This window comes from Emticicia sp. (assembly GCF_043780375.1).
Taxonomy (GTDB): Bacteria; Bacteroidota; Bacteroidia; order Cytophagales; family Spirosomataceae; genus Emticicia.
The window spans coordinates 18393-43907 of the sequence record NZ_JAYWCU010000057.1; the positions used below are offsets into that span (position 1 = coordinate 18393).

At 37.0% G+C, this 25515-nt stretch carries 19 protein-coding genes; 13 read left to right on the top strand and 6 right to left on the bottom strand.

Annotated elements, in window-relative coordinates; translation table 11 throughout:
- Positions 1-98: 98 nt before the first annotated feature.
- The 5 genes from ACH2CJ_RS03960 (at position 99) to ACH2CJ_RS03980 (ending at position 8910) form a co-directional block, all read left to right on the top strand.
- A complete protein-coding gene (locus ACH2CJ_RS03960) occupies positions 99-3239 on the top strand; it encodes a SusC/RagA family TonB-linked outer membrane protein (RefSeq protein WP_394990907.1) in 3141 nt (1046 codons plus the stop codon).
- An 87-nt stretch (positions 3240-3326) separates the two neighbouring features.
- Positions 3327-4850, top strand: a complete 1524-nt coding sequence (locus tag ACH2CJ_RS03965; protein WP_394990909.1) for a SusD/RagB family nutrient-binding outer membrane lipoprotein — start codon at positions 3327-3329, stop codon at positions 4848-4850.
- Between the two features lie 181 nt (positions 4851-5031).
- Positions 5032-5931, top strand: a complete 900-nt coding sequence (gene gnd / locus ACH2CJ_RS03970; protein WP_394990910.1) for a phosphogluconate dehydrogenase (NAD(+)-dependent, decarboxylating) — start codon at positions 5032-5034, stop codon at positions 5929-5931.
- A gap of 103 nt (positions 5932-6034) precedes the next feature.
- Entirely contained in the window at positions 6035-7450 is a 1416-nt protein-coding gene (locus tag ACH2CJ_RS03975) for a gluconokinase (protein WP_394990911.1), read from the top strand.
- A gap of 26 nt (positions 7451-7476) precedes the next feature.
- On the top strand, positions 7477-8910 hold the full coding sequence (locus ACH2CJ_RS03980; RefSeq protein WP_394990913.1) for a mandelate racemase/muconate lactonizing enzyme family protein: 1434 nt from the start codon (positions 7477-7479) through the stop codon (positions 8908-8910).
- A 92-nt stretch (positions 8911-9002) separates the two neighbouring features.
- Here ACH2CJ_RS03980 and ACH2CJ_RS03985 read toward each other — a convergent pair whose 3' ends face one another.
- From ACH2CJ_RS03985 to ACH2CJ_RS03995, 3 genes are all read right to left on the bottom strand, one after another.
- Entirely contained in the window at positions 9003-9371 is a 369-nt protein-coding gene (locus ACH2CJ_RS03985; protein ID WP_394990915.1) for a phage holin family protein, read from the bottom strand.
- Positions 9372-9495: 124 nt separating this feature from the next.
- On the bottom strand, positions 9496-12039 hold the full coding sequence (locus ACH2CJ_RS03990; protein WP_394990917.1) for a M14 family zinc carboxypeptidase: 2544 nt from the start codon (positions 12037-12039) through the stop codon (positions 9496-9498).
- Positions 12040-12501: 462 nt separating this feature from the next.
- Positions 12502-12891, bottom strand: coding sequence for a TraR/DksA family transcriptional regulator (locus ACH2CJ_RS03995; protein ID WP_394990919.1), 390 nt, complete (start codon positions 12889-12891; stop codon positions 12502-12504).
- Positions 12892-13199: 308 nt separating this feature from the next.
- Between ACH2CJ_RS03995 and ACH2CJ_RS04000 the strand changes: the two genes are divergently transcribed.
- From ACH2CJ_RS04000 to secDF, 4 genes are all read left to right on the top strand, one after another.
- Complete coding sequence (locus ACH2CJ_RS04000) at positions 13200-14477, top strand: Glu/Leu/Phe/Val dehydrogenase (protein WP_394990920.1); 1278 nt, start codon at positions 13200-13202, stop codon at positions 14475-14477.
- A gap of 146 nt (positions 14478-14623) precedes the next feature.
- On the top strand, positions 14624-15205 hold the full coding sequence (locus ACH2CJ_RS04005; RefSeq protein ID WP_394990922.1) for a hypothetical protein: 582 nt from the start codon (positions 14624-14626) through the stop codon (positions 15203-15205).
- A gap of 71 nt (positions 15206-15276) precedes the next feature.
- The gene (locus ACH2CJ_RS04010) at positions 15277-15636 is read left to right on the top strand and encodes a hypothetical protein (RefSeq protein ID WP_394990924.1); all 360 of its coding nucleotides are present in this window, start codon (positions 15277-15279) and stop codon (positions 15634-15636) included.
- Between the two features lie 119 nt (positions 15637-15755).
- Entirely contained in the window at positions 15756-18764 is a 3009-nt protein-coding gene (gene secDF, locus ACH2CJ_RS04015; protein WP_394990926.1) for a protein translocase subunit SecDF, read from the top strand.
- A gap of 58 nt (positions 18765-18822) precedes the next feature.
- Here the strand turns inward: secDF and ACH2CJ_RS04020 are convergent, their stop codons facing one another.
- Both ACH2CJ_RS04020 and ACH2CJ_RS04025 read right to left on the bottom strand, forming a co-directional pair.
- The gene (locus ACH2CJ_RS04020) at positions 18823-19494 is read right to left on the bottom strand and encodes a response regulator (RefSeq protein ID WP_394990928.1); all 672 of its coding nucleotides are present in this window, start codon (positions 19492-19494) and stop codon (positions 18823-18825) included.
- A gap of 117 nt (positions 19495-19611) precedes the next feature.
- The gene (locus ACH2CJ_RS04025; protein ID WP_394990929.1) at positions 19612-21441 is read right to left on the bottom strand and encodes a 7TM-DISM domain-containing protein; all 1830 of its coding nucleotides are present in this window, start codon (positions 21439-21441) and stop codon (positions 19612-19614) included.
- 95 nt (positions 21442-21536) lie between these two features.
- Here ACH2CJ_RS04025 and ACH2CJ_RS04030 point away from each other — a divergent pair, with 95 nt between their 5' ends.
- Genes ACH2CJ_RS04030 through ACH2CJ_RS04045 form a run of 4 tightly spaced genes read left to right on the top strand, consistent with a single transcriptional unit; the run spans position 21537 to position 24314 of the window.
- Positions 21537-22094: a hypothetical protein gene (locus ACH2CJ_RS04030; protein WP_394990931.1), complete on the top strand. Its 558-nt coding sequence runs from the start codon at positions 21537-21539 to the stop codon at positions 22092-22094.
- Positions 22095-22096: 2 nt separating this feature from the next.
- Complete coding sequence (locus ACH2CJ_RS04035) at positions 22097-22663, top strand: hypothetical protein (protein WP_394990933.1); 567 nt, start codon at positions 22097-22099, stop codon at positions 22661-22663.
- Positions 22664-22714: 51 nt separating this feature from the next.
- Positions 22715-23278, top strand: a complete 564-nt coding sequence (locus ACH2CJ_RS04040) for a hypothetical protein (RefSeq protein WP_394990935.1) — start codon at positions 22715-22717, stop codon at positions 23276-23278.
- 22 nt (positions 23279-23300) lie between these two features.
- Positions 23301-24314 carry a hypothetical protein gene (locus tag ACH2CJ_RS04045; RefSeq protein ID WP_394990937.1) on the top strand — a complete coding sequence of 338 codons (1014 nt, stop codon included), beginning with the start codon at positions 23301-23303 and terminating at the stop codon, positions 24312-24314.
- A 58-nt stretch (positions 24315-24372) separates the two neighbouring features.
- Here the strand turns inward: ACH2CJ_RS04045 and dinB are convergent, their stop codons facing one another.
- Positions 24373-25434, bottom strand: coding sequence for a DNA polymerase IV (dinB, locus tag ACH2CJ_RS04050; RefSeq protein ID WP_394990939.1), 1062 nt, complete (start codon positions 25432-25434; stop codon positions 24373-24375).
- Positions 25435-25515 lie beyond the last annotated feature (81 nt).

The window sequence follows — 25515 nt, forward strand, 5'->3', positions numbered from 1 at the left end:
GTAATCATTATAAAATTCACCGCCGTAAGCATTTGGAAGTTTTTAAATCATTTGTTTTAGAGATTTGCTATTCAGAAATAAACCTATCATTATTACTCATGAAAAAACAATTCCTCTTATTTATGCTGTTGATGCCCTTGTCTGCGGCAATTTATGCACAAAAAATTTCAGGTAAAGTGTCCTCTGTCAAAGATGGTTCGATGCTTCCAGGAGTTTCTGTACAGGTGAAAGGTACAAATACTGGTACAAATACCAGTGGTGACGGCACTTTTAGTGTAAACGCTTCTTCCGATGCCACTTTGGTTTTTAGTTTTATTGGTTTCAAAAATCAAGAAATTAAAGTTGGAAATCAATCAATTATCAATGTTTCGCTTGACGAAGGTGCCCAAAATCTGGAAGAAGTAGTGGTAACTGCTTTGGGTATTAAGAAAGAAGCGAAAAAATTGGGTTATGCTACCACAACAGTTGGTAAAGAGCAATTGACCGAAAACCGTACACCAAACTTTGCCAATGCCCTACAAGGTAAAATTGCAGGTGTAAATATTTCGGGTTTAGGAACTGGACCAGCAGGAACTTCAAAAATTAGAATCAGAGGACAATCTTCAATTTCTGGTCAAAATAACCCTTTGATTGTTGTCAATGGTGTACCAATTGATAATACAAACTTTGGCACAAATCCTGGCAATGCAGGAGCCGATAATTCGATTGCGGTCCGTGGTGGCGGAAATACATCAGATGGCGGCGATGGTTTATCATCAATCAACCCTGATGATATTGAAAGTATGACGGTTTTGAAAGGTGCAACCGCCGCTGCTTTGTATGGCTCTCGTGCAAAAGATGGTGTAATTATGATTACGACCAAATCGAGGGGCGATAATAAAGGCATTGGCGTAACATTCAATACAAACTTTACTAACGAAACACCTTTAGATTTTACAGATTATCAATACGAGTATGGACAAGGCGAAAACGGCATTCGACCAACTTTACCGAATCCAACTTCTGGTCAATGGTCGTTTGGAGAGAAATTTGCTCCTGGCATGACTCAGGTTTTGTTTGATGGTGTAAGCGTTCCTTATGAGCCTCAATTTGACCGAATTCGTAAATTTTACCGTAATGGACAAAACTTCACAAATACCATTTCATTGGCAACTTCAGGAGAAAAGGGAGGTATGAATCTTTCTTTTGCTAATATGGATAGCAAAGGAATTGTTCCGAATAATACCTACAATCGCAAAACTATCAATTTTGGTTTTTCTTATGATTTATCAAAAAAACTGAGTTTTGCAGGAAATATCAATTATTCCAACGAGTTCAATAATAACCCGCCAAACGTTGCCAATCAAGATAACTCAATTCCTACGGTTCTATCAAATTTAGCCAATTCAATGCCTCTGAGCTTAATGGATGAAAAGAAATATAATGCTGCAGGAAATGAATTTATCTATTCAAGATTTATGAATCGTACCAATCCTTATTGGGTTTTGGCAGAGCAATTTCAAAGAATTCGTCGTGATAGGATATTCGGCAATGTTTCTGTAAAATATAATATTACGCCGTGGTTGTACATTCAAGGTCGAGTAGGACAAGATTATTGGTCGCGTGACCAAGAGTTTAATAATTTTCCAACGGGTCATGCTTCATTAGCTGCTGCACCTGCGGGCTTTGTCAATGGAGCGTTTACGCAAGAAGCTCGGAGATTTAGAGAAACCAATGCCGATGTTTTGATTGCAGCAACAAAAACCTTTGGAAATTTTGGCATTGATTTGAATGTCGGAGGCAATCAAATGTATCGCCGTTCGGATTTAAACTCGGTTTTTGTGCAAGATTTTGTTGTGAGAGGCTTATACACAGTAATGAATGGACGAGTGAAAGACCCGATTTATGGTTTGTCAGAAAGAGCCGTAAATTCGATTTATGGGTCGAGTGAGTTTTCATTTAAAAACTTTTTGTTTGTAAACGTTACAGCCCGAAACGACTGGTTTTCAACACTTTCGCCCGAAAATCGTAGTATTATTTACCCTTCGGTCTCGGCAAGTTATGTTTTCTCTCAATCATTTGAAAATATGCCAAGTTGGTTGAATTTCGGAAAACTAAGAGTGGCTTATGCCGAAGTAGGTAGCGATACCGACGTTTCGCCTTATTCAAATAATCTTTTCTATGGCATCAACGCCAATTTATTTGGTGGGCAGCCAGTGGGTGGCTCTTCAGGAAACACCTTGCCAAATGCTAATCTTAGACCTATGAGAGCCACCGAAGCCGAAGCAGGTTTGGAATTAAAGCTACTCAATAATCGTATAGGGTTAGATTTTGCTGTTTATCAAAAAATAACAACTGACCAAATCGTTTCGGCTCAAATTTCTGATGCTTCGGGATTTGTAAGTACCCTAATAAATAGTGGAAAAAGCCGCACCAATGGTGCTGAAATGTTATTGAGTTTAGTACCAATCAAAATATCTGGTTTTCAATGGGATTTGACATTCAATGCTTCTTACAACAAAACAAAAGTATTAAGTCTTCTAACAGATACACCTGGAGAAAGAATTACAGTTGGTACGCATGTTTTTAATGGTGAGCTTCGACAGGTAGTTGGTCAGGAAATGGGACAAATCTATGGTTTTGGATACAGACGTGATGCACAAGGAAGGCAAATTTTTGGTGCAAATGGTATTCCACTCCGTACTACAGACTTGATTTCGTATGGCAGTGCTTTACCAAAATGGGTAGGGGGTATCAATAATGCTTTCAGTTATAAAGGGATTACGCTTTCTGCCTTAATTGATTTTAAATTAGGAAATATGATGCTTTCGGGCTCTAATTTTAACTTATATCGTCATGGTTTGCACAAAAATACGCTTGGAGGTCGTGCAGAAGGTGGGGTTGTAGGCGTTGGGGTTAATGAAAAAGGCGAAAACAACACCGCAAAAGCCAATGTACAAGATTATTGGTCGGTAGTTCGCTCATTGGCATTGGTTGAGCCAGTTATTTATAATGGTGGCTACTGGAAACTACGTCAGATTACGGCAGGCTACGACCTATCGAAGTTTATTCCAAAAAATGCCCCAATCAAAGGAGCAAAGCTTAGTTTAGTAGCAAACAATGTTTTATTACTCAAAAAATGGGTAGATAATATTGACCCAGAATCTTTCGGCTACTCGTCTGACAACCTTGTGGGCATGGAATCTCACGGTTTGCCAACTACCCGTAGCGTGGGATTTAATTTAAATGTTAAATTTTAATTGTGATTGATTGAATAGGTGATTGTGTAACTATAAGCACAAATCGCTAAACCACTCAATTGCTCAATCACTAAATTTTAAAATACAATGAAAAAAACACTCATATATAGTTTTTCAGTCGCTTTGATGCTTTTTGTAAGTAGCTGCGACAAAGGTTTCGACGAGCTAAATGTCAATAAAATTGCCGCAACGGCTGTAAACCCTGTCTTTATTCTTAATAATGCTACGTCTAATGCTTCTTATACGACAGGTTCTATTTTTTATGAAATAGGCATTGTTCAGCAAATGGTTACACCCAATTCGGGCGTTTTGACAGGTGCAAATTTTAACCAAGATAACCGAGACAATACGGTGCAAAACTGGCAAAAATATTATCGTACAGTTATCAGAAATACCCAAGATGTTATTGACCAAACCAAAGCATTGCCCACCCGTAGCAATTTGTATAACATGGCAAGAATTTTACAGGCGTATGCTTTTATGGTTACAACAGATTCGTATGGTGATATACCATATCTTGATGCAGGAAAAGGCTATACTGAACAAGTTGTTTTGCCAAAATACGATATGCAACAGTCAATTTATGCAGGAATTATTAAAGAACTCACCGAAGCAAGTGCCGCTTTAGATGCCTCAAAAACAGTAGAATTAGCTGATATTTTGTACGGTGGAAATGTGGCTCTTTGGAAAAAATTTGGTAATTCATTACTACTTCGTGCAGGAATGAGATTGAGTAAAGTTGATGCTGCCCAAGCCCAACAAATAGTAGCCAAAGCCGCCCAAAGTGCTTTGATGGAAGTAAATGCCGACAATGCACTCATCAAACATGATGCAAACTATGTGAGCGGTGTTGGCAATTTATTGAATTCAACCGAATCGGCGAATGTTTATTTAGCAGCACCCTTTGCCGATTATCTCAAAAAAACCAATGACCCTCGCCTTAAATCTATTGCAGTGCGTTATGTTGGGGCAGGTTCGGGTTCGGAGCAAGTGGCTTCCAGATCAACAACCGACCCAGTAATGCAAATCGGAATGCCTATGGGCTACGATAATTCGTCTATTAGCTCTACTTTTAAAGATGTAGGTTTCAAGACATTTTATGAATATAGCCAAGTAGATAGAACCCGAATGGCAAAAAATACGGCTCCTACATTTTTGGTGACGGCCGCTCAAACACAACTTTTGTTGGCAGAAGCTGCTCAAAAAGGTTGGATAACTGGCACAACTGCCGAAGCGTATTTCAATAAAGGAGTAAGGCTTCACATGGAGCAATTGACCTTCTTTGATGCCAATGCTGCCGTTGCTCCTGCTGCCATTACAACATACATAACTGAAAATTCTTTTAAAGCAGCAACTGCCTTAGAACAAATAAATACACAATATTGGATTGCCTCTTTCTTGAACGGGCCAGAAGCATTTGCTAATTTTCGCCGAAGTGGTTTCCCAGTGCTTACACCAAATCCTTTCCCTGGAAAAGGCATCAAAGGCACTTTTATTCGTCGGTTGACTTACCCAAACTCCGAAATTTCGGTCAATAGTATTAACGTGAAAGAAGCGATTGGTCGCCAAGGTGCTGACGATTTAGACACTAAAGTTTGGTGGGATAAATAAAAGGTTCTAAAATCCCGTCAGTAATAACATTAGAAAGAAGCGATTGATAAGAAAAATCATGAGTAATTAAATCAATAGGAAATTACTTAATCATGTAAATCGTTTTAATCGTGTAAAATTATTGATGGGGTTTTGTATTTTTACGACCACAATCAAAAAATACATAAAATAAAAATAAATTATGCAAATTGGAATCGTAGGACTTGGTAAAATGGGCTATAATTTAGCTCTAAATTTAAGAAATAATGGATATGAAGTAATCGCACAAGATGTAAATGTAGAATTAGTAGATACAATTGGCGAGGAAGGCGGCGTATTAGGAGCATATTCTTTAGAAAATCTTTGTAGCAAACTAAAAGGCAGAAAAGTAATTTGGCTAATGGTGCCATCTGGAGAAATTGTTGATAATGTCATTGAAGAGTTGATAGAATCTCTCAAACCCAATGACATCATTATTGACGGAGGAAATTCAAATTTCAAAGATTCAGTAAGGCGATATAATATGCTAAAAACCAAGCAAATAGAGTTTTTAGATTGTGGAACAAGCGGCGGAATAAGCGGAGCTTTGAATGGTGCTTGTACTATGATTGGCGGTGATAAATCAACTTTTGATTACGTCGAAAAAGTATTCAAAGACATTTCGCTTGAAAATGGCTATTTATATACTGGAGAAGCAGGAAGTGGTCATTTCGTAAAAATGGTTCATAACGGCATCGAATACGGCATGATGCAAGCCATTGCTGAAGGTTTTGAGCTTTTTGAAAAATCAAATTATGACCTTGATTTTGAAGCAGTTGCAAAAATGTTTAATCATGGGTCGGTTGTGAGAGGATGGTTAATGGAATTGACCGAAAATGCTTTCCGAAAAGATGCAAAACTCGATGCCATCAAGGGAATCATGCACTCGTCGGGTGAAGGAAAATGGACACTCGAAACAGCTCTCGACATGGGGGTTGCAACCCCCGTCATTGCTCTTTCATTGATGATGCGTTATCGCTCACAACAAACCGATACTTTTTCAGGAAAAGTAGTAGCCGCTCTACGAAACGAGTTTGGCGGACATGCTGTGGAGAAGAACTAAGAGATTGGTGATTTAGCGAATGATTTTTACTGGTATAATCACTCATTCACTAAATCACTCATTCACTAAACCACCAATCATTCACTAAAACAACTCTTCAAAATTGTATTTCACAGGTATTGATATTGGTACAACAAGTACTAAAGCCGTTGTCTTTGATATTTCAGGCAAAGTTTTGGCTCAAAAAAGCGTAACTTATGATATGTTTCATCCAAAGCTAAATTGGAGCGAACAAAATCCCGATGAAATTTATGCAGCCGTAATCGAATGTTTATCTTTTTTAGATAAACGTTCACTCTTGGAAATTCTAAGTTTTTCATCAGCCATGCACAGTATTATGGCGGTTGATGTGTCGGGAAAACCAATGACCAACCTAATGGTTTGGGCAGATAACCGAGCAATAGAAATAGCCAATAACTTGAAAAATAGTGAGTTAGGACACGAAATTTATGAAAGAACAGGTACGCCAATTCACCCATTTTCTTTTTTATGTAAAATACTTTGGTTAAAAGAAAACGAACCGGAAATCTTTGGAAAAGCCCATAAATTCATTGGAATAAAAGAATACATTTGGCAAAAAATCTTTGGTCATTATGAAATAGATGTGTCGCTCGCCTCGGCAACTGGTATGATGAATATTAAAGAATTGTGTTGGGATAAAAAAGCCTTAGAACTTGTTGGAATTGGTGAAGACAAACTGCCAAAAATTGTTCCCACAAATTTTTCAAGAACAGCCATTTTTCAAGAACAGCCAGTTAATTATTTTATTGGAGCAGCCGATGGGCCGCTTGCCAATTTGGGAACAAATGCAATGGGCAAAAGCAAGCTGGCTTTTACGATGGGAACAAGTGGTGCGGTAAGAATTTGCGTTGATGAGTCTTATTCAGACCCTCAGATGCGAACGTTCAACTACTTGCTTTCTGAAAACCAACATATTATTGGAGGTGCAACAAATAATGGTGCGGTGGTGATACAATGGTTAAAAGAACAAATATTACAAACAGCCGAATCTACCGAAAAATTAATAGAAAATGCTGAAAAAGTGCCAGCAGGGGCAGAAAAACTATTGTTTTTACCTTATATTTTGGGAGAAAGAGCCCCTGTTTGGAATGCCAATGCAAAGGGTGTTTTTTTTGGACTAAGCATCAATCACACTCAAGCACACCTAACTCGTGCCGTGATGGAAGGCTTGATTTTAAACCTCTACTCGGTTGGCAAAGTGCTGATGGAAAAATTTCCTGTTGATAAAGTTTGTGCAAGTGGAGGTTTTGCAAAAAGTGACTTTTGGCTGCAACTCGTGGCTGATATCTTTCAGAAAAAAGTAGTCGTTTCCGAAAATATTGAAGGTTCGGCGTGGGGAGCAGTTTTGATTGCAATGAATGCTATGAATATTATACCACAATTGTCAGAACAAAAAGGAGGAAAAGTTTTCTATCCAAATTTAGATAATATCCATATATATTCAGACTTACATGAAAAATTTGAGCGTTTGTATGGAAAATTGAAAGATGAGTTTTAACTTGGTCGGACATTACCCTCAAAACTATGAAAATAAATCTCAATAAATTCAAATTTAATGGTGAAAATTCAACTACATCCGTCATAACACAAAATGCTGATAATCAACTAAGTACAGAGCCTAAACAAGCAGATAATCGAAGAGATTTTATCAAGAAAGCTTCTTTGGGTGGTTTAAGTTTAAGCTTATTATTTGACGATAAGCCTGAGCAAGAAGTGGAGTTTATTACACAAAAAGTAAAGCGTGCAGGCAAACCCTCTGATTTAAAAATTACTGATATAAGGGTCGCTGTCATTACAGGATTTCCAATCGCTTGTCCGATTTTAAGAATTGACACCAATCAAGGGATTTCTGGATATGGCGAAGTCCGTAGCGGAGTGAGTACAGAATATGGTGTTTTTCTGAAAAGCCAACTTTTGGGTAAAAATCCGTGTGAAGTGGAAAAAATATTCAAATCAATCAAACAATTTGATGGACAAAACCATGCTATAGGCGGCATAGAAATGGCTCTTTGGGATTTAGCAGGAAAAGCCTATGGAGTTCCTGCTTATCAAATGTTAGGTGGGAAATTTCGTGACCAAATTCGTATTTATGGAAATATACCCAAAGTAAAAGACCCGATTGATTTTCCCAAAAAAATAAAAAATATTTTGGATTCAGGACTTACTTTCTTGAAAATGGATTTAGGAATTGAGTTTTTAGCCAACATTTCTGGGGCCTTAATTAATGCCGATGCTTGGAATGCAAATAACATGAAATATCCTTTTTTAAGGACACAAATTACCGATAAAGGTTTAGAAATTGTAGCCAATCACGTAGGCAAAGTACGTGAAACGATTGGTTATGACATGCCACTTGCTATCAATCATTTTGGATATTTTGATGTAAATACAGCCATTTGCTTAGGAAAAGTAGTCGATAAGTATCAATTAGCTTGGCTTGAAGATTTAGTTCCATGGCAATTTACGGAGCAGTGGAAGCAAATTTCAGATGCTATTGACACGCCAACGATTACGGGTAAAGGCATTTATTTGAAAGAAGAATTTATCAAATTGATTAATGCTCGTGCCGTTGATATGATACATCCAGACTTGGTAAGTACGGGTGGTTTGTTAGAAACCAAGAAAATCGGAGATTACGCCCAAGAACATGGCGTTTCCATGGCAATGCACTTTGCAGGAACTCCATTTTCGTTTATGGCAAACATTCATTGTGCCGCAGCAACCGAAAACTTTGTGGCATTAGAGCATCACGAAATGGCTATTCCGTGGTGGAAAGATTTGTTTACTGGCGAAAAACCAATTTTTGACAAAGGTTTTGTAAAAGTTCCTGAGAAACCAGGTTTAGGCTTAGAGTTGAACGAAGCTGCTGTAAAAGAACACTTGAAAAAAGGCGAACTTTACTTCGCTCCAACCGAAGAATGGAACAAAATTGATTCGTGGGATAGAGATTTGAGTTGATAATAATAGCCTCAAACTACATTTTTAACTGTAATTTGGGGCTATTATTTTATTGATTATCATCGAACCGCCGAAGCGGTGCTTTATATTTTTCAATTTTCATTTATATGTTCATCTACTATTGCTTCTACTTTTTTCTTAATTCTTGACATTACGGTGTCTTGTGAAAAAATAAAAATAGCAAGTATAATAAAGTAGAAAACAAACATTATTGCATAACCAGCCCACGAACTCTTGAGTAAACTATTTATTCCAACAGCAATCAAAATACTCAAAAATATCAGAGTAACAATACCCAAAATAAAAGTAAAGAGAGCATGAACCGCTTTCACGGCAATACTTTCGATTTTATCTTGGACTCCCAATTTGGCAAGTTCGAATTTTGCTTCAATGAGCTTGACGATGTTTTCTCGTAACTCACCAATTTTCAAAAAATCAGACATATCGTCTTTTAGATTCATACAATACTTTTATACGTACGCAAGGTAGAAAAAACGTGGCAAGCTACAAAATAATTAGTCCACAGTATAAACGATTTTAATTCATTTAATACTGTGGACTGAAAACTGCCAACTGTGGACTTTCTTACTCTTCTCCACCAAATCTTCCGCCGCCAATCAAATTTCCAAAGAAAAGAGCATTCAAAAATAATTTGTTTGTACCATACCAAAATGCTCTAAAATTTGGGTTTTCTGACATAGCAATTACTCTTCCAGCACCAACATTTAAAGCAATTACGGCAGGAGAGTTTTTAATCAATTTTTCATTTTTTGGATGAACATAACCTGCTAATAAAGGGTTTGCCGTGAAAATCAAAGGTGTATTGTATGGATTTTTGGTATCTTCCATGAAAATATTATTGTCTTTAAACAACGCCAGTTTGTCTTGTTTGTAACCAAAACAAAGCGGGTGCGAAGGGTCGATTTTTGCTTCAAAAATAGTTCCTGCGGTTTCTAATGCACCTGTATAACGCTCTTGTTGCGTATAAGGTCTTTTTTCGCCATTTCCATCATTATTTGGTTTTTCTTTGATGGTAATATTAGCAATTTTCTTTGTCGAAACCCATTCAACTGCATCAGTCATGGCAACCAAAATTCCGCCGCCTTGCACAAAACGCTTAATTTTTTCGTCCGAAAGATTATTATAATTTCCGCCTGCCAATACAATGTGAGTATATTTTTCTAAACTTGTGCGATTAGCAGTTTCAATATCGGCAATTGTCAAAGGAATATTGATTCTTGTGTCGAGCAAATGCCAAATTTCACCCGCATCAGTTGATTGTACGCCTGTTCCGCCTAACATTAAGACTTTTGGCAAACGCACTTTTCTGAATTTTTCGCTTCCCAAGTCAATTCCTGCGGGAGTTAAACCCGTTTGTGTAGCATAAAAATCAATACCGTCTCTTTCAGCCAGTGTTTGTAGTAAAGCCGAAGGGTCAGTGCCATTGCTAAAAATTTGAATTGTGCCGTAATCAAAGGTTTTTTCTTTTCCTTCTACAATTGCGGTCAATGGCTCAACGGCAACTTTCAAATTATAGCCTTTTTTCAATAATTCATAAGCGGCACGTGGAGCATAGTAGCTATTCCACTCAAAGAAATAAGCGTACGGGCTTTTGCCATATACTTTTCCTTTCGGGAAATCATTGGTTTCTACTTTGCTACCTAACGAAATGACCGTTTTTGCTTCAATTGTTGGCACATTCATACAATATTGAAGCGACCAAGCCGAAATATCATAAAATAAGCTGTCTTCAAATTTAGTACGTTTTTCAAACATTGACTTTATGAGGCGATGTTGCGGTTGATTCATCGGAACAACAAAAGAAGATTCCTTGCTAAATGACGTTCCATCTTGCGTTTCATCTTTCGACAAACGATAAACATCAATCTGATTTCTTTTCAACATATTCACCATTTCCCAAGTTTTCACGACATCGTTTCCACCACCAAAAACATAGCTTTTTACGGCATCAGTAGAGGTTTCTTTATAAAAACTTCTCATGTGTTCCAACAATTCTACTCGCATTTCACGACCCGCACGAAGTGTTGATAAAGTAGCGGTAAATTGATTTTTGACAGTAAACGGAAAACTTAAAAGACCATTGGTCGTTTCTTGTAAATGTCCACGAGAAGAGGCTTGTTCAAACAAAATACCTATCGAACCATTCACATCGGGTAGCGTTGAGCCTTTTCCGTAATAAAAATCGTCGTAGTTTTCTTGTGTATAATATGCCGACCCAATTTTATCAAGTCCAGCGGCTTGGTATTTGCCAAATTTTATAGTTAAATCTATATTTCTCTTAGGTGTAAGTGGGTGTGTTCGTGAAGGAATTCCTGGCTGAAAAAAGAAACTCGAATTGCTGCCCATTTCGTGATGGTCGGTCAAAATATTTGGTCGCCAGTCATAAAACTTCGTCAAACGACCTTTACTTTCGGGCATTTGTTGGTAAAGCCAATCACGGTTCATGTCGAACCAATAATGATTCGAGCGTCCGCCAGGCCAAGTTTCGCTAAATTCTCGACTATTAATATCGCTCACCAAATTATTGCTGCGGTTAATATTTACCCAAGTCGCAAAACGATTGCCACCATCGGCATTAATTGTTGGGTCAATTAAAATAATAGTTTCGTTTAAAAGCGAATCAATTCCAGCACCTTGTGCCGCAGCCAAATAATAGGCCGACATCAAATTTGAGTTCGTTCCACTCGCTTCATTTCCATGCACCGAATAGCCCATCCAAACAACAATTGGCATTTTTTGTAAATCCAAACTGCCCGATTGTGAAGGATTTACGAGTTTTTGATGTTCGGCTTTGATTTGGTCAATACGTGCATGATTTTGTGGAGAAGTTACCGTAACAAGCAATAATTCACGATTTTCAAAGGTTTTGGCGTACGTTTCTACTTTGAAACGGTCGGAAAGGCGAGCCAATTCTTTCATGTAAGTAAGTGTCTCATAAGGAGTTACGTGTTGCTCACCAACCTGATAACCCAGAAATTTCTGTGGCGTTGGAATTTTGGCATCGTAGGTAATATTTTGGGGTAAATAATAGCTGTCAGCAACTTGACTAAATGCCTGACTGGCAACTATTTGAAGGAGTAAAAAGTAAAAAATAGAGGTTTTTTTCATGTCGAGAAGTTTTTTTTAACAAATAAATGTAGAAAAACCTGTAAAACAAAAAGCCTCCGACAAAGAGGCTTTTTTTATAGACAAAATGATTTTTTATGATTTTTTGTTGACTTTACTACGATCCTCAATATCAAGGATATAAATGGTTATCACTTCGTCATCAATCGTATATAATGCCCTATGTTTTCCACCCTAATTCTGCATTGCTTTGTCTTTCAAGTTTATCATCATGGCAGTTCTTTTACCTTTTGAATTGACTACAAAGCTGATATTATCTTGTATGTTTCTTGCTTTTGTGTTCATTAGGTACAATGAATCGTAGGAATAAATCAATCCAAATTTAGTACAAAAACTACAAAACAAAAGTTTTTTTATAGACAAAAAAACCATCCACCTTGGCAAAAAGCTGCTTTCACAGGCTTTTTCAAGGATGTGTTTTTATAATAGACTTTTCCTTTAAACTTAATTAGCAGCTTTCAGTTTTGCTTCAATTGTTTGTTGCGTGTGCGGTACTGCTCTCAAACGTTCTTTCGGAATGAGCTTACCAGTATCACGGCAAACGCCATAAGTGCCATTTTTGATGCGAATCAGGGCTGCTTCCAATTGCTGAGCAAACTTCTGCAAACGTCCTGCCGACTGACTTAACTGTTCTTTTTCACTTACGTCAGCACCATCTTCCATGAGTTTAGTGCTATTGGCAAAAAAATCAGTTCCGTTATCGTTTTTACGACTTAGGGTTTCTCTGATGAAATTCAACTCAATGCGAGTTGCATCCAATTTTTTGGTAATAATTACCTCAAACTCCCTTAACTCATCTTCTGAATATCGGGTTCTCTCTTCAACTGCGGCCATAAGTATAATGCAGTAAATGTTAAATTCATAGAATTTTTCAAAAATCCCACAAATATAGTATTTTGATATGCTGAAACAATACCGCAACAAGAAATCTTGATAATGTTGAAAAAAAATTTATTTAAAGGTAATTTTGTAAAAACAGTAATTTATTTGGTTATGTAGAAAAAACCAAACATAGCATTGGGTATATCAACCAAATTAAATACTAATATTTTCTCCTAAAATTTAACGATTTTAAGAATTAATTTCTTTTTTCTAAGTTTGCATCGTGAAAAGACATTCACGAGCAAAATATTATTCTGTTTATGACATATATAGAACCTGCTCCAATCAAGGATAAAGAGAATCCTTTGGAGTCTATGATGCAAAGGTTTGACGCAGCGGTGAAGATTTTGGGAATTAGTGAAGAAATGTATTATATCTTGAAAGTTCCTGCTCGTCAAGTAACTGTTGGCTTACCCGTAACAATGGATAATGGTCAAATCAAAGTTTTTGAAGGCTACCGAGTTATTCATTCAACGATTTTAGGCCCAAGTAAAGGTGGTATTCGTTTCGACCCAGCCGTTAATATTGATGAAGTCCGTGCTTTAGCTGCTTGGATGACATGGAAATGTGCTGTTGTGGATATTCCTTATGGCGGAGCAAAGGGCGGAATCGCCTGTAATCCAAGAGAAATGTCGGCAGGTGAAATGGAGCGTTTGATGCGTGCCTACACCATTTCTATGCTTGATATTTTTGGTCCAGATAAAGACATTCCTGCACCCGATATGGGTACTGGTCCACGTGAAATGGCGTGGCTGATGGACGAGTATTCAAAAGCCAAAGGAATGACCGTCAATGCAGTCGTAACTGGTAAGCCATTAGTTTTGGGAGGCTCATTGGGGCGTACCGAAGCAACGGGAAGGGGTGTAATGGTTTCGGCTTTAGCTGGAATGGAAAAACTACGCTTAAATCCTTACCGAGCTACGGCGGCTGTACAAGGTTTTGGAAATGTTGGCTCATTTGCTGCCAAACTTTTGCAGGAGAAAGGTGTAACAATTTGCGGTTTGAGCGATATTTCGGGAGCATATTATAATGCAAGAGGCATTGATATTGAAAAAACAATGGCTTATCGAAATGCAAATAATGGCACTTTGGATGGTTTTAAAGAAGCCGATTTGATTACGAACGAAGAGCTATTGGCTCTCAATGTTGATGTATTAGTGCCAGCAGCAAAAGAAGATGTAATTACGCATGAAAATGCTGCTAATATTCAAGCTAAATTGATTGTTGAAGGTGCAAATGGGCCGACATCGGCAAGTGCCGACGATATTATTAATAGCAAAGGTATTATGGTTGTGCCTGATATTTTGGCAAATGCGGGTGGCGTAACGGTTTCATACTTTGAATGGGTGCAAAACCGCATTGGTTATAAATGGACACTTGATAGAATCAACCGCCGTTCAGACCGCATGATGAAAGATGCTTTCGACCACGTATTTGAGACTTCACAAAAACACGGAGTTTCACTACGTTTGGCAGCTTATATTGTAGCTATCGACAAAGTGGCAAGCACCTATAAGTTTAGAGGTGGTTATGGTTGATGTATTATAAAACTGGCAAGGTCTGAAAAGACGGGGTCGCCCAGACCTTGCCAGTTTTGAATTCTGTAAAATAAAAGATATTTTTTCGGTTTTTTGAATCTTCAAACTCAGTCTGTACGTAGTTTTGCATAAAATTTAAAATTCAGATGAAAAATATTTTAATTATAGCTTCAGTACTACTTATTAATATGTCTTGCTCAAATATGGAGCGTTTGGATACTACCCAAATAAAAGACGAAATGGAGGGCTACAAAATCAAGCGTGTTTCTCCCACCCAAATTACGTACCAAGTAGAAACTTTAGGAAGCGAAATATCGCAGGCTTTGACCAAAGATTTTGAGAAACAAATGAAAGGAATCTCAAAAGCTCGTGGTGAGGAAATATGCCAATTGAAAGATATTAGTCTAATTGATTCATTATCAAAGGCTTATGGCTTGAAAATACGTCTTTTAGGTCAGCCTGATATTGGGAGTAATAATAGTTTGTATGTAAAAGAAAAAGAAGTTTTGGAGGCTTATGCCGATAATGCTTCAAAAAAACTTTCGATGAGTGATAATATTCAAAAAATTGGAGATTCTTTATTTGTTTATACTTCGCCTATTCCTGCCAACAAAGGCGTTGGAAAATTATGTTTCAGCGATGATTCTGGCTTTGCTATTTGGAGTATTATTATAAAAAAATCGGAAGTGGTAAAGTCTATTGATACAAGGAAATTGAAGGTGAAGTAGCCTTTTTTTGTTTTTTTGGCACAAGATTTGACTTATTCAAATAAATTCTTGTAGCTTTGCGTTCCTAAAAAATGAAAAGAATCTCTTACATATCACGTGCTTTTGGACTTTTGATGTTCACAATGGTGATGCTGACGAGCGTTTTCGGCAAGCAGCTACCACAAAAACATCATGAACCTACCAAATCAAAGCAAGAGAAATCGACCAAAAAACAACAGCCAACAAACCAAAGCTTTGTTAGCGAGCTGTCGCTGGAGGTAGTTGTACCCAGCCATGCGTTCAACTTCGGAGAAAACCCCTTCGTTTTACCTACTCCGCAAGTTATTTATTTAATCATTGAGTCTTCGGCAAAAGTTTATACAAAACCACTTTTCCGTCTTTCATATTTTGAAAATCTCTACGAGCATTTTATTGCTCCCAATGCCCCATAATTCTTTCACTCTGAAAGGATAAAAACCTTCTTTATTTATACTCAAATTTTCAGAATCATGAAATATTATGGTTCTACGTATAATTTTTTCAATCAATTTATTACAAACATTTCCCTAAAATGAGAAACAAAGGTGGTATTGTCGCCCTATTGGTGGCGTTTTTAGCAATTAGTGTTTACTTTCTGGCACGTACTTGGAAAGCAAACGATATTAGAAAAGATGCAGAGGCTTATGCAACAGATAAATCTGGTAAAATAGACTATAGCAAAAAACAACGTTATTTAGACTCTCTCTGGAAACAACCAGTTTTTCTTGGAACAACAACCGAAGACCTTACTAAGCAAGAATTAGGCTTAGGGCTTGACCTTCAAGGTGGTATGAGTGTAATTTTGGAAGTTTCACCTACCGAAATCGTACGTGCTTTGGCTGGCTCACGTGACCCAAAAGTAGCAACTGCTATTGCAAATGCTCAAGATAGAGCAGTGACAAGTAGCACAAATTTTGTTGATTTATTTGCAGAGGAATTCAAGAAAACCGCTCCAGATTTGAAGTTGGCAAGTGTTTTCTCGAATAGCTCAAATCGTGGTACTTTGAGTTTAGAATCAACAGATAATCAAGTTATTAACTATATCAAAAAAGAAGTTGATGGAGCGTTTGACCGTGCGTTTCGTATTATTCAAACTCGTGTAGATAAATTTGGTGTGGCTAATCCTAACTTGCAACGTTTGTCAGGAACTAACCGTATTCAAGTCGAATTACCAGGCGTGGATAATCCACAACGTGTGCGTAAATTGCTTTCGGGTGCTGCAAAATTAGAATTCTGCGAAGTTTATACGATGCAAGAAATCGCTCCATCATTTGATGGTTTGTCAGCAATTTTATTACAAATGGATGCTGAAAGTAAATTAAAAGAAACAGATTTAAGCAAAATCGCAGGGAAAGGCAATAATGTAGCAACCGCTACGAAAGATACGTCAAAAAATACTTTGGCAGCTCAATTGGCAGGCGGAAACAAAACAGATACTTCAAAGAAAGATTCGGCTGGCTTGGCACAACGTCAAACAAATGCATTTAGTAATTTATTTATCGGAACAGGTTATGGCGTGGCAGTCCGTATTAAAGATACGTCACGTGTAAACCAAATCATGCACCGTGCAGATGTGCAAGCACTTTTTCCATCAAACGCAAGTTATTTGTATGATGTAAAACCTCGTGCAAACGGCACAAACGTAAATGAGGAAATTGTTGATTTGTATTTCGTGAAAGATTTGGGCAAAGCACCTTTAGAGGGCGATGTTGTTACAAATGCAACACAAGATTATGACGAACGAGGAAAAGCAGCCGTAGAAATGCAAATGAATGCAGAAGGTGCAAGAAAATGGAAAGCTTTGACTGGTGCAAACATCGGTCGTCCGATTGCTATTATTCTTGATAATTTTGTATATTCTGCACCAAACGTTAATGGCGAAATCGGTGGTGGACGCTCAAGCATTTCAGGTAATTTTACAGTTACAGAAGCCCTTGACTTAGCAAACGTTTTAAAAGCTGGTAAACTCCCTGCCCCAACAAATATTATTTCAGAATATACCGTTGGTGCAACCGTTGGTTCGGAAGCTGCCCGTGCAGGTATTCTTTCATCAATTATTGGGGTATTGTTTGTATTGGTTTTCGTAATGATTTATTATAACAAAGCTGGTTTAATTGCAAATATCGCCCTTATTGTAAACTTATTCTTGCTTTTGGGAGTAATGGCATCGTTTGGTGCAACGCTTACTTTGCCAGGTATTGCAGGTTTGGTACTATCGGTCGGTATGTCGGTTGATGCGAACGTTTTGATTTATGAACGTATTAAAGAAGAGTTGCTTTTAGGAAAAACATTCCCAGTCGCAGTGCGTGATGGTTTTCAAAACGCAATGTCATCAATCATTGACTCAAACGTAACCACCTTAATTACAGGTGCGGTCTTGTTTATATTTGGTTCGGGCTTGATTCTGGGCTTTGCAACTACGTTATTGATTGGTATTTTCACATCATTATTCTCGGCGATTTTTGTTTCAAGATTATTGTTTGAATATTATATCAAAAAAGGAAAAACAGTTACTTTCTTCACGAAATTTACTGAAAAATTATTCAAAGATTCAAACATTGATTTCGTTTCTAAGCGTAAATTATATTATACTATTTCAAGTGCAATTATCATTGCGGGTATTGTATCTATTTATTTCAAAGGCTTTGGTTTGGGGGTAGATTTCTTAGGTGGCCGTACATACATTGCCAAATTTGAAAAAACTGCCAATACCGAAGACATAAGCAAAGCCTTGAAAGTAACTTTTGAAGGAAAAGCAGTTGAAGTAAAAACTTTCGGAGGCTTCGACCAAGTGAAAATTACAACGCCTTATAAAATTGAAAATACCAATCCAGATTTTGAAAAACAATTATATGGACAGGTGCAAGCTGCGGTAGCAAATGTAAATGGTAACAAAGGAACTTTGTCTGAGGATACATCGAAAGTAGGTCCAACCATTGCAAATGATGCTATTGGAGGAGCAGTGAAGGCTATTTTACTTTCAATAATATTGGTATTTGCTTACATCGTCTTCCGTTTCCGACGTTTGGCATTTGGTTATGGGGCATTGGTTGCTTTATTCCATGATGTGGCAATTATTCTCGGCATTTTCTCAATTTTCAGAGGTATATTACCTTTCTCTCTTGATGTTGACCAAGCATTTGTCGGTGCAGTTCTGACCATTATGGGTTATTCGATGAATGATACGGTTGTTGTATTTGACCGTGTACGTGAATATTTGACCGAAAAGCGTGGTGTGAAAGAAGATATTCCAACGGTTATCAACAATGCCTTGAATGCAACGCTTAGTCGTACAGCAGTAACGGGTTTCTCGACTTTGGTAGTGCTTTTAGTCTTATTGATTTTTGGTGGAGAAACCATTCGTGGTTTCGTATTTGCCATGTTTATTGGTGTAATTGTTGGAACATATTCATCATTATTCGTAGCAACACCAATCGTTGTTGATTCAATGCAACGTGATTTGAAAAACGAAGAGGCAAAATTGGCTCTTGTGCCAGTTGTACCGACCGAAGAAGTAATAAAGAAAGGCAAAAAATCATAATTATAGCCTTTTCTACATATAAAAATGCCTCTTGCTTAATTGTAAGAGGCATTTTTGTTTAAAACCAATGATTCTGTTGTCCGATTTTTACGGCATCAAATCTTGTATGAACTTGGAGTTTTTCGTAGATATGCTCAATGTGTTTTCTTACAGTTTTGGCACTTATAAACAACTTATCACCAATTTGTTGATAAGTGATGCCTTCGGCAATTTTTTCTAAAATTTCAAACTCACGTTTTGATAAATTAAAAACCTCTGGCGAAGAAACGGATTCGATATTTTGAACAACGGTTTCACCAACAACTACTTGCTGACGTAACATTTGAAGAGTTTTTAAGGCAATTGTCGGCGACATTGGGGCTCCACCTTCAATAGCTTCTTCTATTGCAGCTACAATTCTTGATGGTTTTTCGTCTTTCATCAAATAACCCGATGCTCCAGCCTTGATAGCTTCAAAAATCTTATCATCACGGTCAAAAACAGTTACCATAATAATTTTTATGTCAGGAAACTTCGTTTTTATAATGCGAGTTGCTTCTATACCGTCCATTTCGGGCATTTCGATATCCATCAAAATTACTTCTGGGTGTTCTGTTCCTGCCAACGAAACTGCATCTTGTCCATTCATCGCTTTGAAGACAATCGTAACTTCCTCAAAATTTGAAAGATTTTGAGAAATACTTCGCAACAAATTAATGTTGTCATCTACGATTGCAATTCTGATTGGCATATATTTGATTTATAACTTACGATTTCATACTTCGGATATTAGTGCCTCAGAGAAGTCTGGTTCAAAATTCAATATTTTATATTGGAGATTCAATACGATTAATAGCGTATTTTTAATTTATACACTCACCTCTATTTTTGTTCCTTCTCCAAGTTTTGATTGTATCTCTAATTTTCCGTCCATTTCGTTTACACGCTTTTGCATATTTAATAAACCAAAATGAGGCTCTGCCTTTTTACTTTCAACATCAAATCCGATTCCATTATCAATAATACTAAGCATGATTTGCTTTTCAAATATTTTTACATTGATAGAAATATGGCTTGCTTGTGCATATTTTATAGCATTATTGAGGGCTTCTTGAATAATTCGAAAAAGATTTAGTATTTGCGATGAGTTAAGGTTTCTATCGTTTTCATCAAAATTTACCGAAATTTGACAGGTTTCGGACTGGTAAAATTTATGAATATATTGCTGCACCCTCGCCCGAAACTCGGCCAATGAAAAAGTTTCTTGATGTGTTGCCCAGATGGTATCTCTTAAACTTTGAATGGCTTCTCGCACAAATTCATTGACAGTTTCGACTTTTTCGGGTGTAAGTTTTTGCTTTTCGGCAAGAAAACCGATATTATCTAAGTTCGATGCAATAACTGAAAGCTGCGAACCAACATTGTCGTGCAAATCACGAGAAATATTTTCTCGTTCGTGGAGTAGCTTGAGCTTTCCTTCATAAACAAGCCTTTGTTGTTGTTCTTTTTCATCCCGCAATTTTTTATACCTTATACCCAAACCAATAGATAAAACCAAAATTTCAAAAAGAAAAAGCATCATTATTCCTTCGATTTCTAATAACCAGTGATTAGGTATCATATCAAAGTTTCTAAAAGTTGAAATAATAGATAAAATCACTAGTGGCGTAACCCCGATAAGGTATATACTGCTTGCTAATACTTCGATTTTGTTGATTATATTGTAAAAAACTAAATAAAAACTGAATAAAACAGGAAACAAAAAAGCAACGGTGTATAGAAATGAGAGATAAAACGCCAAGGTAGGGTAGTTTGAACCAAACTTTTTTTCAACACACAAAAGCAGAATCGCAATAAGATTAAGCGTAATAGAGAGTTTAAAAAGAGAGTTTAAAATGAAAGAAAACCGAAAGTTAGGAAATAAGTATTCTTTGATAAATAATAGGATAAATGTAATTTCAAGATTGAGAAACATCTGCCGAACGTGGGTTCCTGTAATGCCAAGAAAACCATTTTGATAATACTGTAAAAACAGCCCTTTATTCATGAAATTAAAAAATAGGGCTGCCAATACATACAAAGCGTAATAGAGATAAGTACGCTGTCGTAAAGCCACAAAAAGGATTAAACCAAGAATGAAGGCAAATACTAAGATTCCGCCATAACCACCCCAAAAAAACTTCTGATTAATTTCATTTTCATAGAATTGACCTTCGTCCCAGACTTTGATTGGAACTGTCAAAGCCCTAATGTGGAGATAAACCCTTAGATAAAATATTTGCTTACTTTGAGGAGCAATATCAATTGGAAAAATAGGATTATAATGCTTTATAAGTCGTTTTTCATAAGGTGTTTGCCAGCTAATTGTCGGAGATTTATAAGTCAATTTTCCATCTTCAACCACAAAAAAAGTTACCTCATCTAAATACGCATTACCTACCTCTACCAATTTTCTTAGTGTTTTAGGGCTTTCATTGTTTACCGAAACCCTAAACCAATAGGGAGCTGCGTCTGTTCCAAAACTCTGAACAGTATTGGTAATCATCGTAAACCCAGTTGTTTTCTTCAGTAAACTATCTACCGTAAAATTAGCATTAGCATCTCGCAAATACCAAATTGACGGATTTGCTTCCTTTTGAGCTATAATAGCTTGATAATTAAATAGATAGAGTAGAAATATGATAAAAAATATTTTCATATTGAAAGGTAACCAAAATACGCTATTTGTCGTATTGAAGCTTGGCGGTGAATTTATGAATTTTGTTGCATCAATTAATCAAAATCTTAAAAATCATGAAAAAAATCATTTTTATTGCTTTCATTTCATTACTAATCGCTTGCAAGCCTCCCGTAGGCGATATTGGTCCACAGGGTGTGGCTGGTGCCGCTGGTGCAAAAGGAGATAATGGAGATGTCGGAGAAAAAGGCACGTTCAGTGCCATCGTGTCTGACTGGAAAGAGATTATTCCTTCAAAATGGCAAAGAAATGGCTCTGACCTTTCGTTTTATGCCCTTTTTGAAGAACCAAAACTAACCTCAAATATTGCCAACAAAGGCTTGGTTTTAGGTTTTTATCGTACACTTCCCGAAGATGAGAGCAGCGTTATTCTGCCAGTTCCTGACGAAACCGCCAATTATTCGCTTGGTATTTCGGCTATTTCAGCCAATACATTCAACTACGTTTGGTTTGTTTTAGATTTTAGAAATCTCGCCGTAAAAAACCCAAATCTTGAAGATTGGAACATCAAAGTCAGGTACATATTAGTGCCTCCAGCAAGCACAGGAAGGTTACAAAATGTTGATTGGAAAAACTATAATGAAGTTAAAAAAGCACTAAACATAAAAGACTAAAAATGAAAAATACAATCAAATTTCTACAAATTGGACTAATAAGTGGCTTGCTTTTCTTGGCAGCATGCACAGGCGAAAAAGGAACAGTTGGCCCACAAGGAACAGCAGGAGCTGTTGGTGCAGCCGGCGAAAAAGGCAGTGCAGGTGCAGCAGGCGATTTTACAAAAGTTCTTACAGGAAATGTTATCATAAAAGGTGCCACTTGGACTGCCCAAACAATAGACGTAGCTGATGACGGCTATTATGTAATAATTCCTGAAAAACAAATAACGAAAGCCATTCTCGACAAAGGAATAGTGATGGTATATTATACTTTTTCTGGCATAAGTACACCGATGCCTTATTTGTTTGGTGCGGGCAAGTTTTTACACCTGGCTTATTTAGAAAAAGGCGAGGGAAGAATCAGAATTGACCTTCAACCTGCTATTTATTTAAGCAAACTTATCAAACCAAGCACTGATTATAGTTTTCGTTGGGTGATTGCCACAGGAAGCACGGGCGGGCGAATGAGCAACATCAACTGGAATGATTATAATGATGTAAAAACAAAATTAGGTTTGAAAGATTAACTATAAACAACTGATAATAAAGCAATTGACTAATAAAAATATTTAGAAAACATGAAAAAACAAATGATACTTAGCAGCATCTTTTTCTTGATGCTCACGCTGATTGCTTGCAAAAAAGGCGAGCAAGGCGAGATCGGACCGGCAGGTTCGGCAGGAACAAAAGGTGCTAAAGGAATAACTGGTGATAAAGGAATCGCTGATGCCAAGGGCATGGTTTCGTCAAATTGGATTGACGTAAAAGGCATAGATTGGCGTGCTGCTACTAATGCAAATTCGTATTTTGTGGCATACACAAGCCCCGGTCTTACGGCAGATATTATTAGTAAAGGCGTGCTTTATGTTTTTATGAGAACAGAGGCTGATATTAATACAGTTTCGGCTTTACCATTTGTAAGTGCTTCTACGGGTCGTAGGTATTATACCTTAGTAGGCTTGTCGAATAATATTCCTTCAATTCAATTTTATCAAAACGTAACGCCGCCAAGTAGTACATTTTCTACAAGTACCAATGTTTCGTTTCGCTTTGTGGTTGTGCCAGCTTCAGGTGCAAGAATGGCGAGTATTGACTGGACAAATTACGAAGAAGTTAAAAAAGAACTCAACTGGGTAGATTAACCATAAAAACTAATAAAAAACAATGAAAAATATAAAATATACTACCATTTTCTTCTTTCTGATACTTTTGGCGTGTCAAGAAGAAACACCTCAATTGCCTGAAAAAGTAGCGATTTCGACTGAAAAAGAGATGATTTCAAGTCATTTTTCTATGAAAACTTTTAGTCCTCGAAAAAAAATTGAAAAAAGTAAGGTAAATAAAAACTTAGATTTTTCGGCATATTTACAGAATAGCGAAAACTTAATTCCTCCGCCTTTTGCGAGAGAAAACTCGGTGGCAGCAGCAGAAAAGGGCTGTGCAAAAATCAAAAAAGTTATCAACAGATACCCCGACTTTGGCTATGACGAAACCGCCACCATAACATATAGAGCAGTCAATTTGATTGATTATATTGATTATGAATATTCGGACGACCCTTCTTATAATGGGCGTATGACGTTTGCATATTCGACTAATGGTCAAACACTTACGATTAGTTTTACACCTAAGACAGGGACTGTTAGAGCTGACAAAGACATCGTAAAACTCAATGCAAAAGGCTATGCAGTAGAATGGCTACATGACTTGACTAATTTTAGATATGAAAACCCCTATACCGAAAAAATCGAATATAACGCACAAGGTTTCCCAACAAGATTTACAGAAATTTATGAAGGAAAAATCATCACTGATGACGTAGTAAAATACACCAAAGAAATTAATTTTGAAACCGTTACTGATGCTATTTCGGGCGATGTGGTAAGCTATACTTATGACCTCACAAAAAAATCACTTTTAGCACTTACAGGTAGTCCATTTTGGTCAGATATTGCCAGATTTTACGGCGAAAATAATACCAATTATATGACAGGAGTAGTTGTAAAAGACAAAGCAGGTAAGATTACCTTCACTGTAAATATAGAAAGAACTTACTCAGCAGATGGCACTCCAAAAACCATTACTCGTAAAGAAGATGGCAAAGTTGTAGTGATTTATGATGTTCAATCGCTTGATTGCAAAAATTATACCTACTCAGCACCTCGCACGTGGAAATAAAATAATAAAGGAATTTGGAAGTGTTTGCTCTAAACAGCAAACATTTTCAAATTAATCTTTAAAACCCCAACGTAAGTTGCCGCCCAATCATTTCATCGGCAAACTGAAGATTTGTAAAGGAAATGCCCATGAGCCTAACACCTTTGGGCATTGGCAGCAAATGATTGAGCATTTCGTAAGCAACTTTTGTAAAAAAACTTTTCTCAATAACCGTTAATTGAGAAGTCCGACTTCGAGTTAGGCTTTCAAAATCTGCAAATTTTATTTTCAGCGTAATACTTTTACCATAAGCATTGGCACGTTCCATGCGTCGCCAAAGTTGCTCAATGATGTCGTCAAGTTCACGATACAGTTCATCTGGTTCAAAAATATCATGATTAAAGGTATTTTCCACACCAATAGATTTTCTAATACTATCAGGATTTACAGGGCGATTATCAACGCCACGAGCAATATCAAAGTAGTATTTTCCTACTTTTCCGAAATGTTTTGTCAGGAAATCAACACTTTTTTCTCGTAAATCTTTTCCAGTGAAAATGCTCATTTTGTGCATTTTCTCGGCAGTTACTCGCCCAATGCCGTGAAACTTACTAATTTCGAGTATTTCAACAAAAGCTTGGGCTTGAGCGGGTTTTATTACAAAAAGCCCATCTGGTTTTCGATAATCAGAAGCTATTTTTGCTAAAAATTTATTAATCGAAACTCCGGCCGAGGCAGTTAGCATGGTTTTTTCTTTGATTCGGGTTTTTATTTCTTGGGCAATTTCGGTAGCAATTGTCATTTCTTTCAAATTTTCGGTTACGTCCAAATAGGCTTCATCGAGCGAAAGAGGTTCAACTAAAGGAGTATATTCTAAAAAAATTTCTCGAATTTCGTTAGAAACTTGCTTATAAACTTCAAAACGAGGTTTTACAAAAATCAAATTCGGGCATTTTTGTTTCGCAATACGAGACGACATCGCCGAGCGAACTCCAAATTTCCGAGCTTCATAACTTGCCGCCGCCACTACGCCACGTTCGCTACTTCCGCCAACGGCAACAGGTTTTCCTCGTAATTCTACAAAATTACGTTGTTCGACCGACGCAAAAAAAGCGTCCATATCAATAGACATTTTTAACATATTTTTTCTTTGATTAGTATAATTTTCTGACAATCCAGTCTAAAATTATACATTGAACAAGCTGTAAACATCAAATTTTCT

What these genes read in the sequence shown, in the direction of transcription:
- ACH2CJ_RS03980 (WP_394990913.1), top strand. Translation starts at nt 7,477, where the DNA reads ATGAAAATAAATCTCAATAAATTCAAATTTAATGGTGAAAATTCAACT.
- ACH2CJ_RS04025 (WP_394990929.1), bottom strand. Translation starts at nt 21,441, where the DNA reads ATGAAAATATTTTTTATCATATTTCTACTCTATCTATTTAATTATCAA.
- ACH2CJ_RS04035 (WP_394990933.1), top strand. Translation starts at nt 22,097, where the DNA reads ATGAAAAATACAATCAAATTTCTACAAATTGGACTAATAAGTGGCTTG.
- ACH2CJ_RS04005 (WP_394990922.1), top strand. Translation starts at nt 14,624, where the DNA reads ATGAAAAATATTTTAATTATAGCTTCAGTACTACTTATTAATATGTCT.
- ACH2CJ_RS04010 (WP_394990924.1), top strand. Translation starts at nt 15,277, where the DNA reads ATGAAAAGAATCTCTTACATATCACGTGCTTTTGGACTTTTGATGTTC.
- dinB (WP_394990939.1), bottom strand. Translation starts at nt 25,434, where the DNA reads ATGTTAAAAATGTCTATTGATATGGACGCTTTTTTTGCGTCGGTCGAA.
- ACH2CJ_RS04000 (WP_394990920.1), top strand. Translation starts at nt 13,200, where the DNA reads ATGACATATATAGAACCTGCTCCAATCAAGGATAAAGAGAATCCTTTG.
- ACH2CJ_RS04020 (WP_394990928.1), bottom strand. Translation starts at nt 19,494, where the DNA reads ATGCCAATCAGAATTGCAATCGTAGATGACAACATTAATTTGTTGCGA.
- ACH2CJ_RS03960 (WP_394990907.1), top strand. Translation starts at nt 99, where the DNA reads ATGAAAAAACAATTCCTCTTATTTATGCTGTTGATGCCCTTGTCTGCG.
- ACH2CJ_RS03990 (WP_394990917.1), bottom strand. Translation starts at nt 12,039, where the DNA reads ATGAAAAAAACCTCTATTTTTTACTTTTTACTCCTTCAAATAGTTGCC.
- ACH2CJ_RS04040 (WP_394990935.1), top strand. Translation starts at nt 22,715, where the DNA reads ATGAAAAAACAAATGATACTTAGCAGCATCTTTTTCTTGATGCTCACG.
- ACH2CJ_RS04045 (WP_394990937.1), top strand. Translation starts at nt 23,301, where the DNA reads ATGAAAAATATAAAATATACTACCATTTTCTTCTTTCTGATACTTTTG.
- ACH2CJ_RS03985 (WP_394990915.1), bottom strand. Translation starts at nt 9,371, where the DNA reads ATGAATCTAAAAGACGATATGTCTGATTTTTTGAAAATTGGTGAGTTA.
- ACH2CJ_RS03995 (WP_394990919.1), bottom strand. Translation starts at nt 12,891, where the DNA reads ATGGCCGCAGTTGAAGAGAGAACCCGATATTCAGAAGATGAGTTAAGG.
- ACH2CJ_RS03965 (WP_394990909.1), top strand. Translation starts at nt 3,327, where the DNA reads ATGAAAAAAACACTCATATATAGTTTTTCAGTCGCTTTGATGCTTTTT.
- ACH2CJ_RS04030 (WP_394990931.1), top strand. Translation starts at nt 21,537, where the DNA reads ATGAAAAAAATCATTTTTATTGCTTTCATTTCATTACTAATCGCTTGC.
- secDF (WP_394990926.1), top strand. Translation starts at nt 15,756, where the DNA reads ATGAGAAACAAAGGTGGTATTGTCGCCCTATTGGTGGCGTTTTTAGCA.
- gnd (WP_394990910.1), top strand. Translation starts at nt 5,032, where the DNA reads ATGCAAATTGGAATCGTAGGACTTGGTAAAATGGGCTATAATTTAGCT.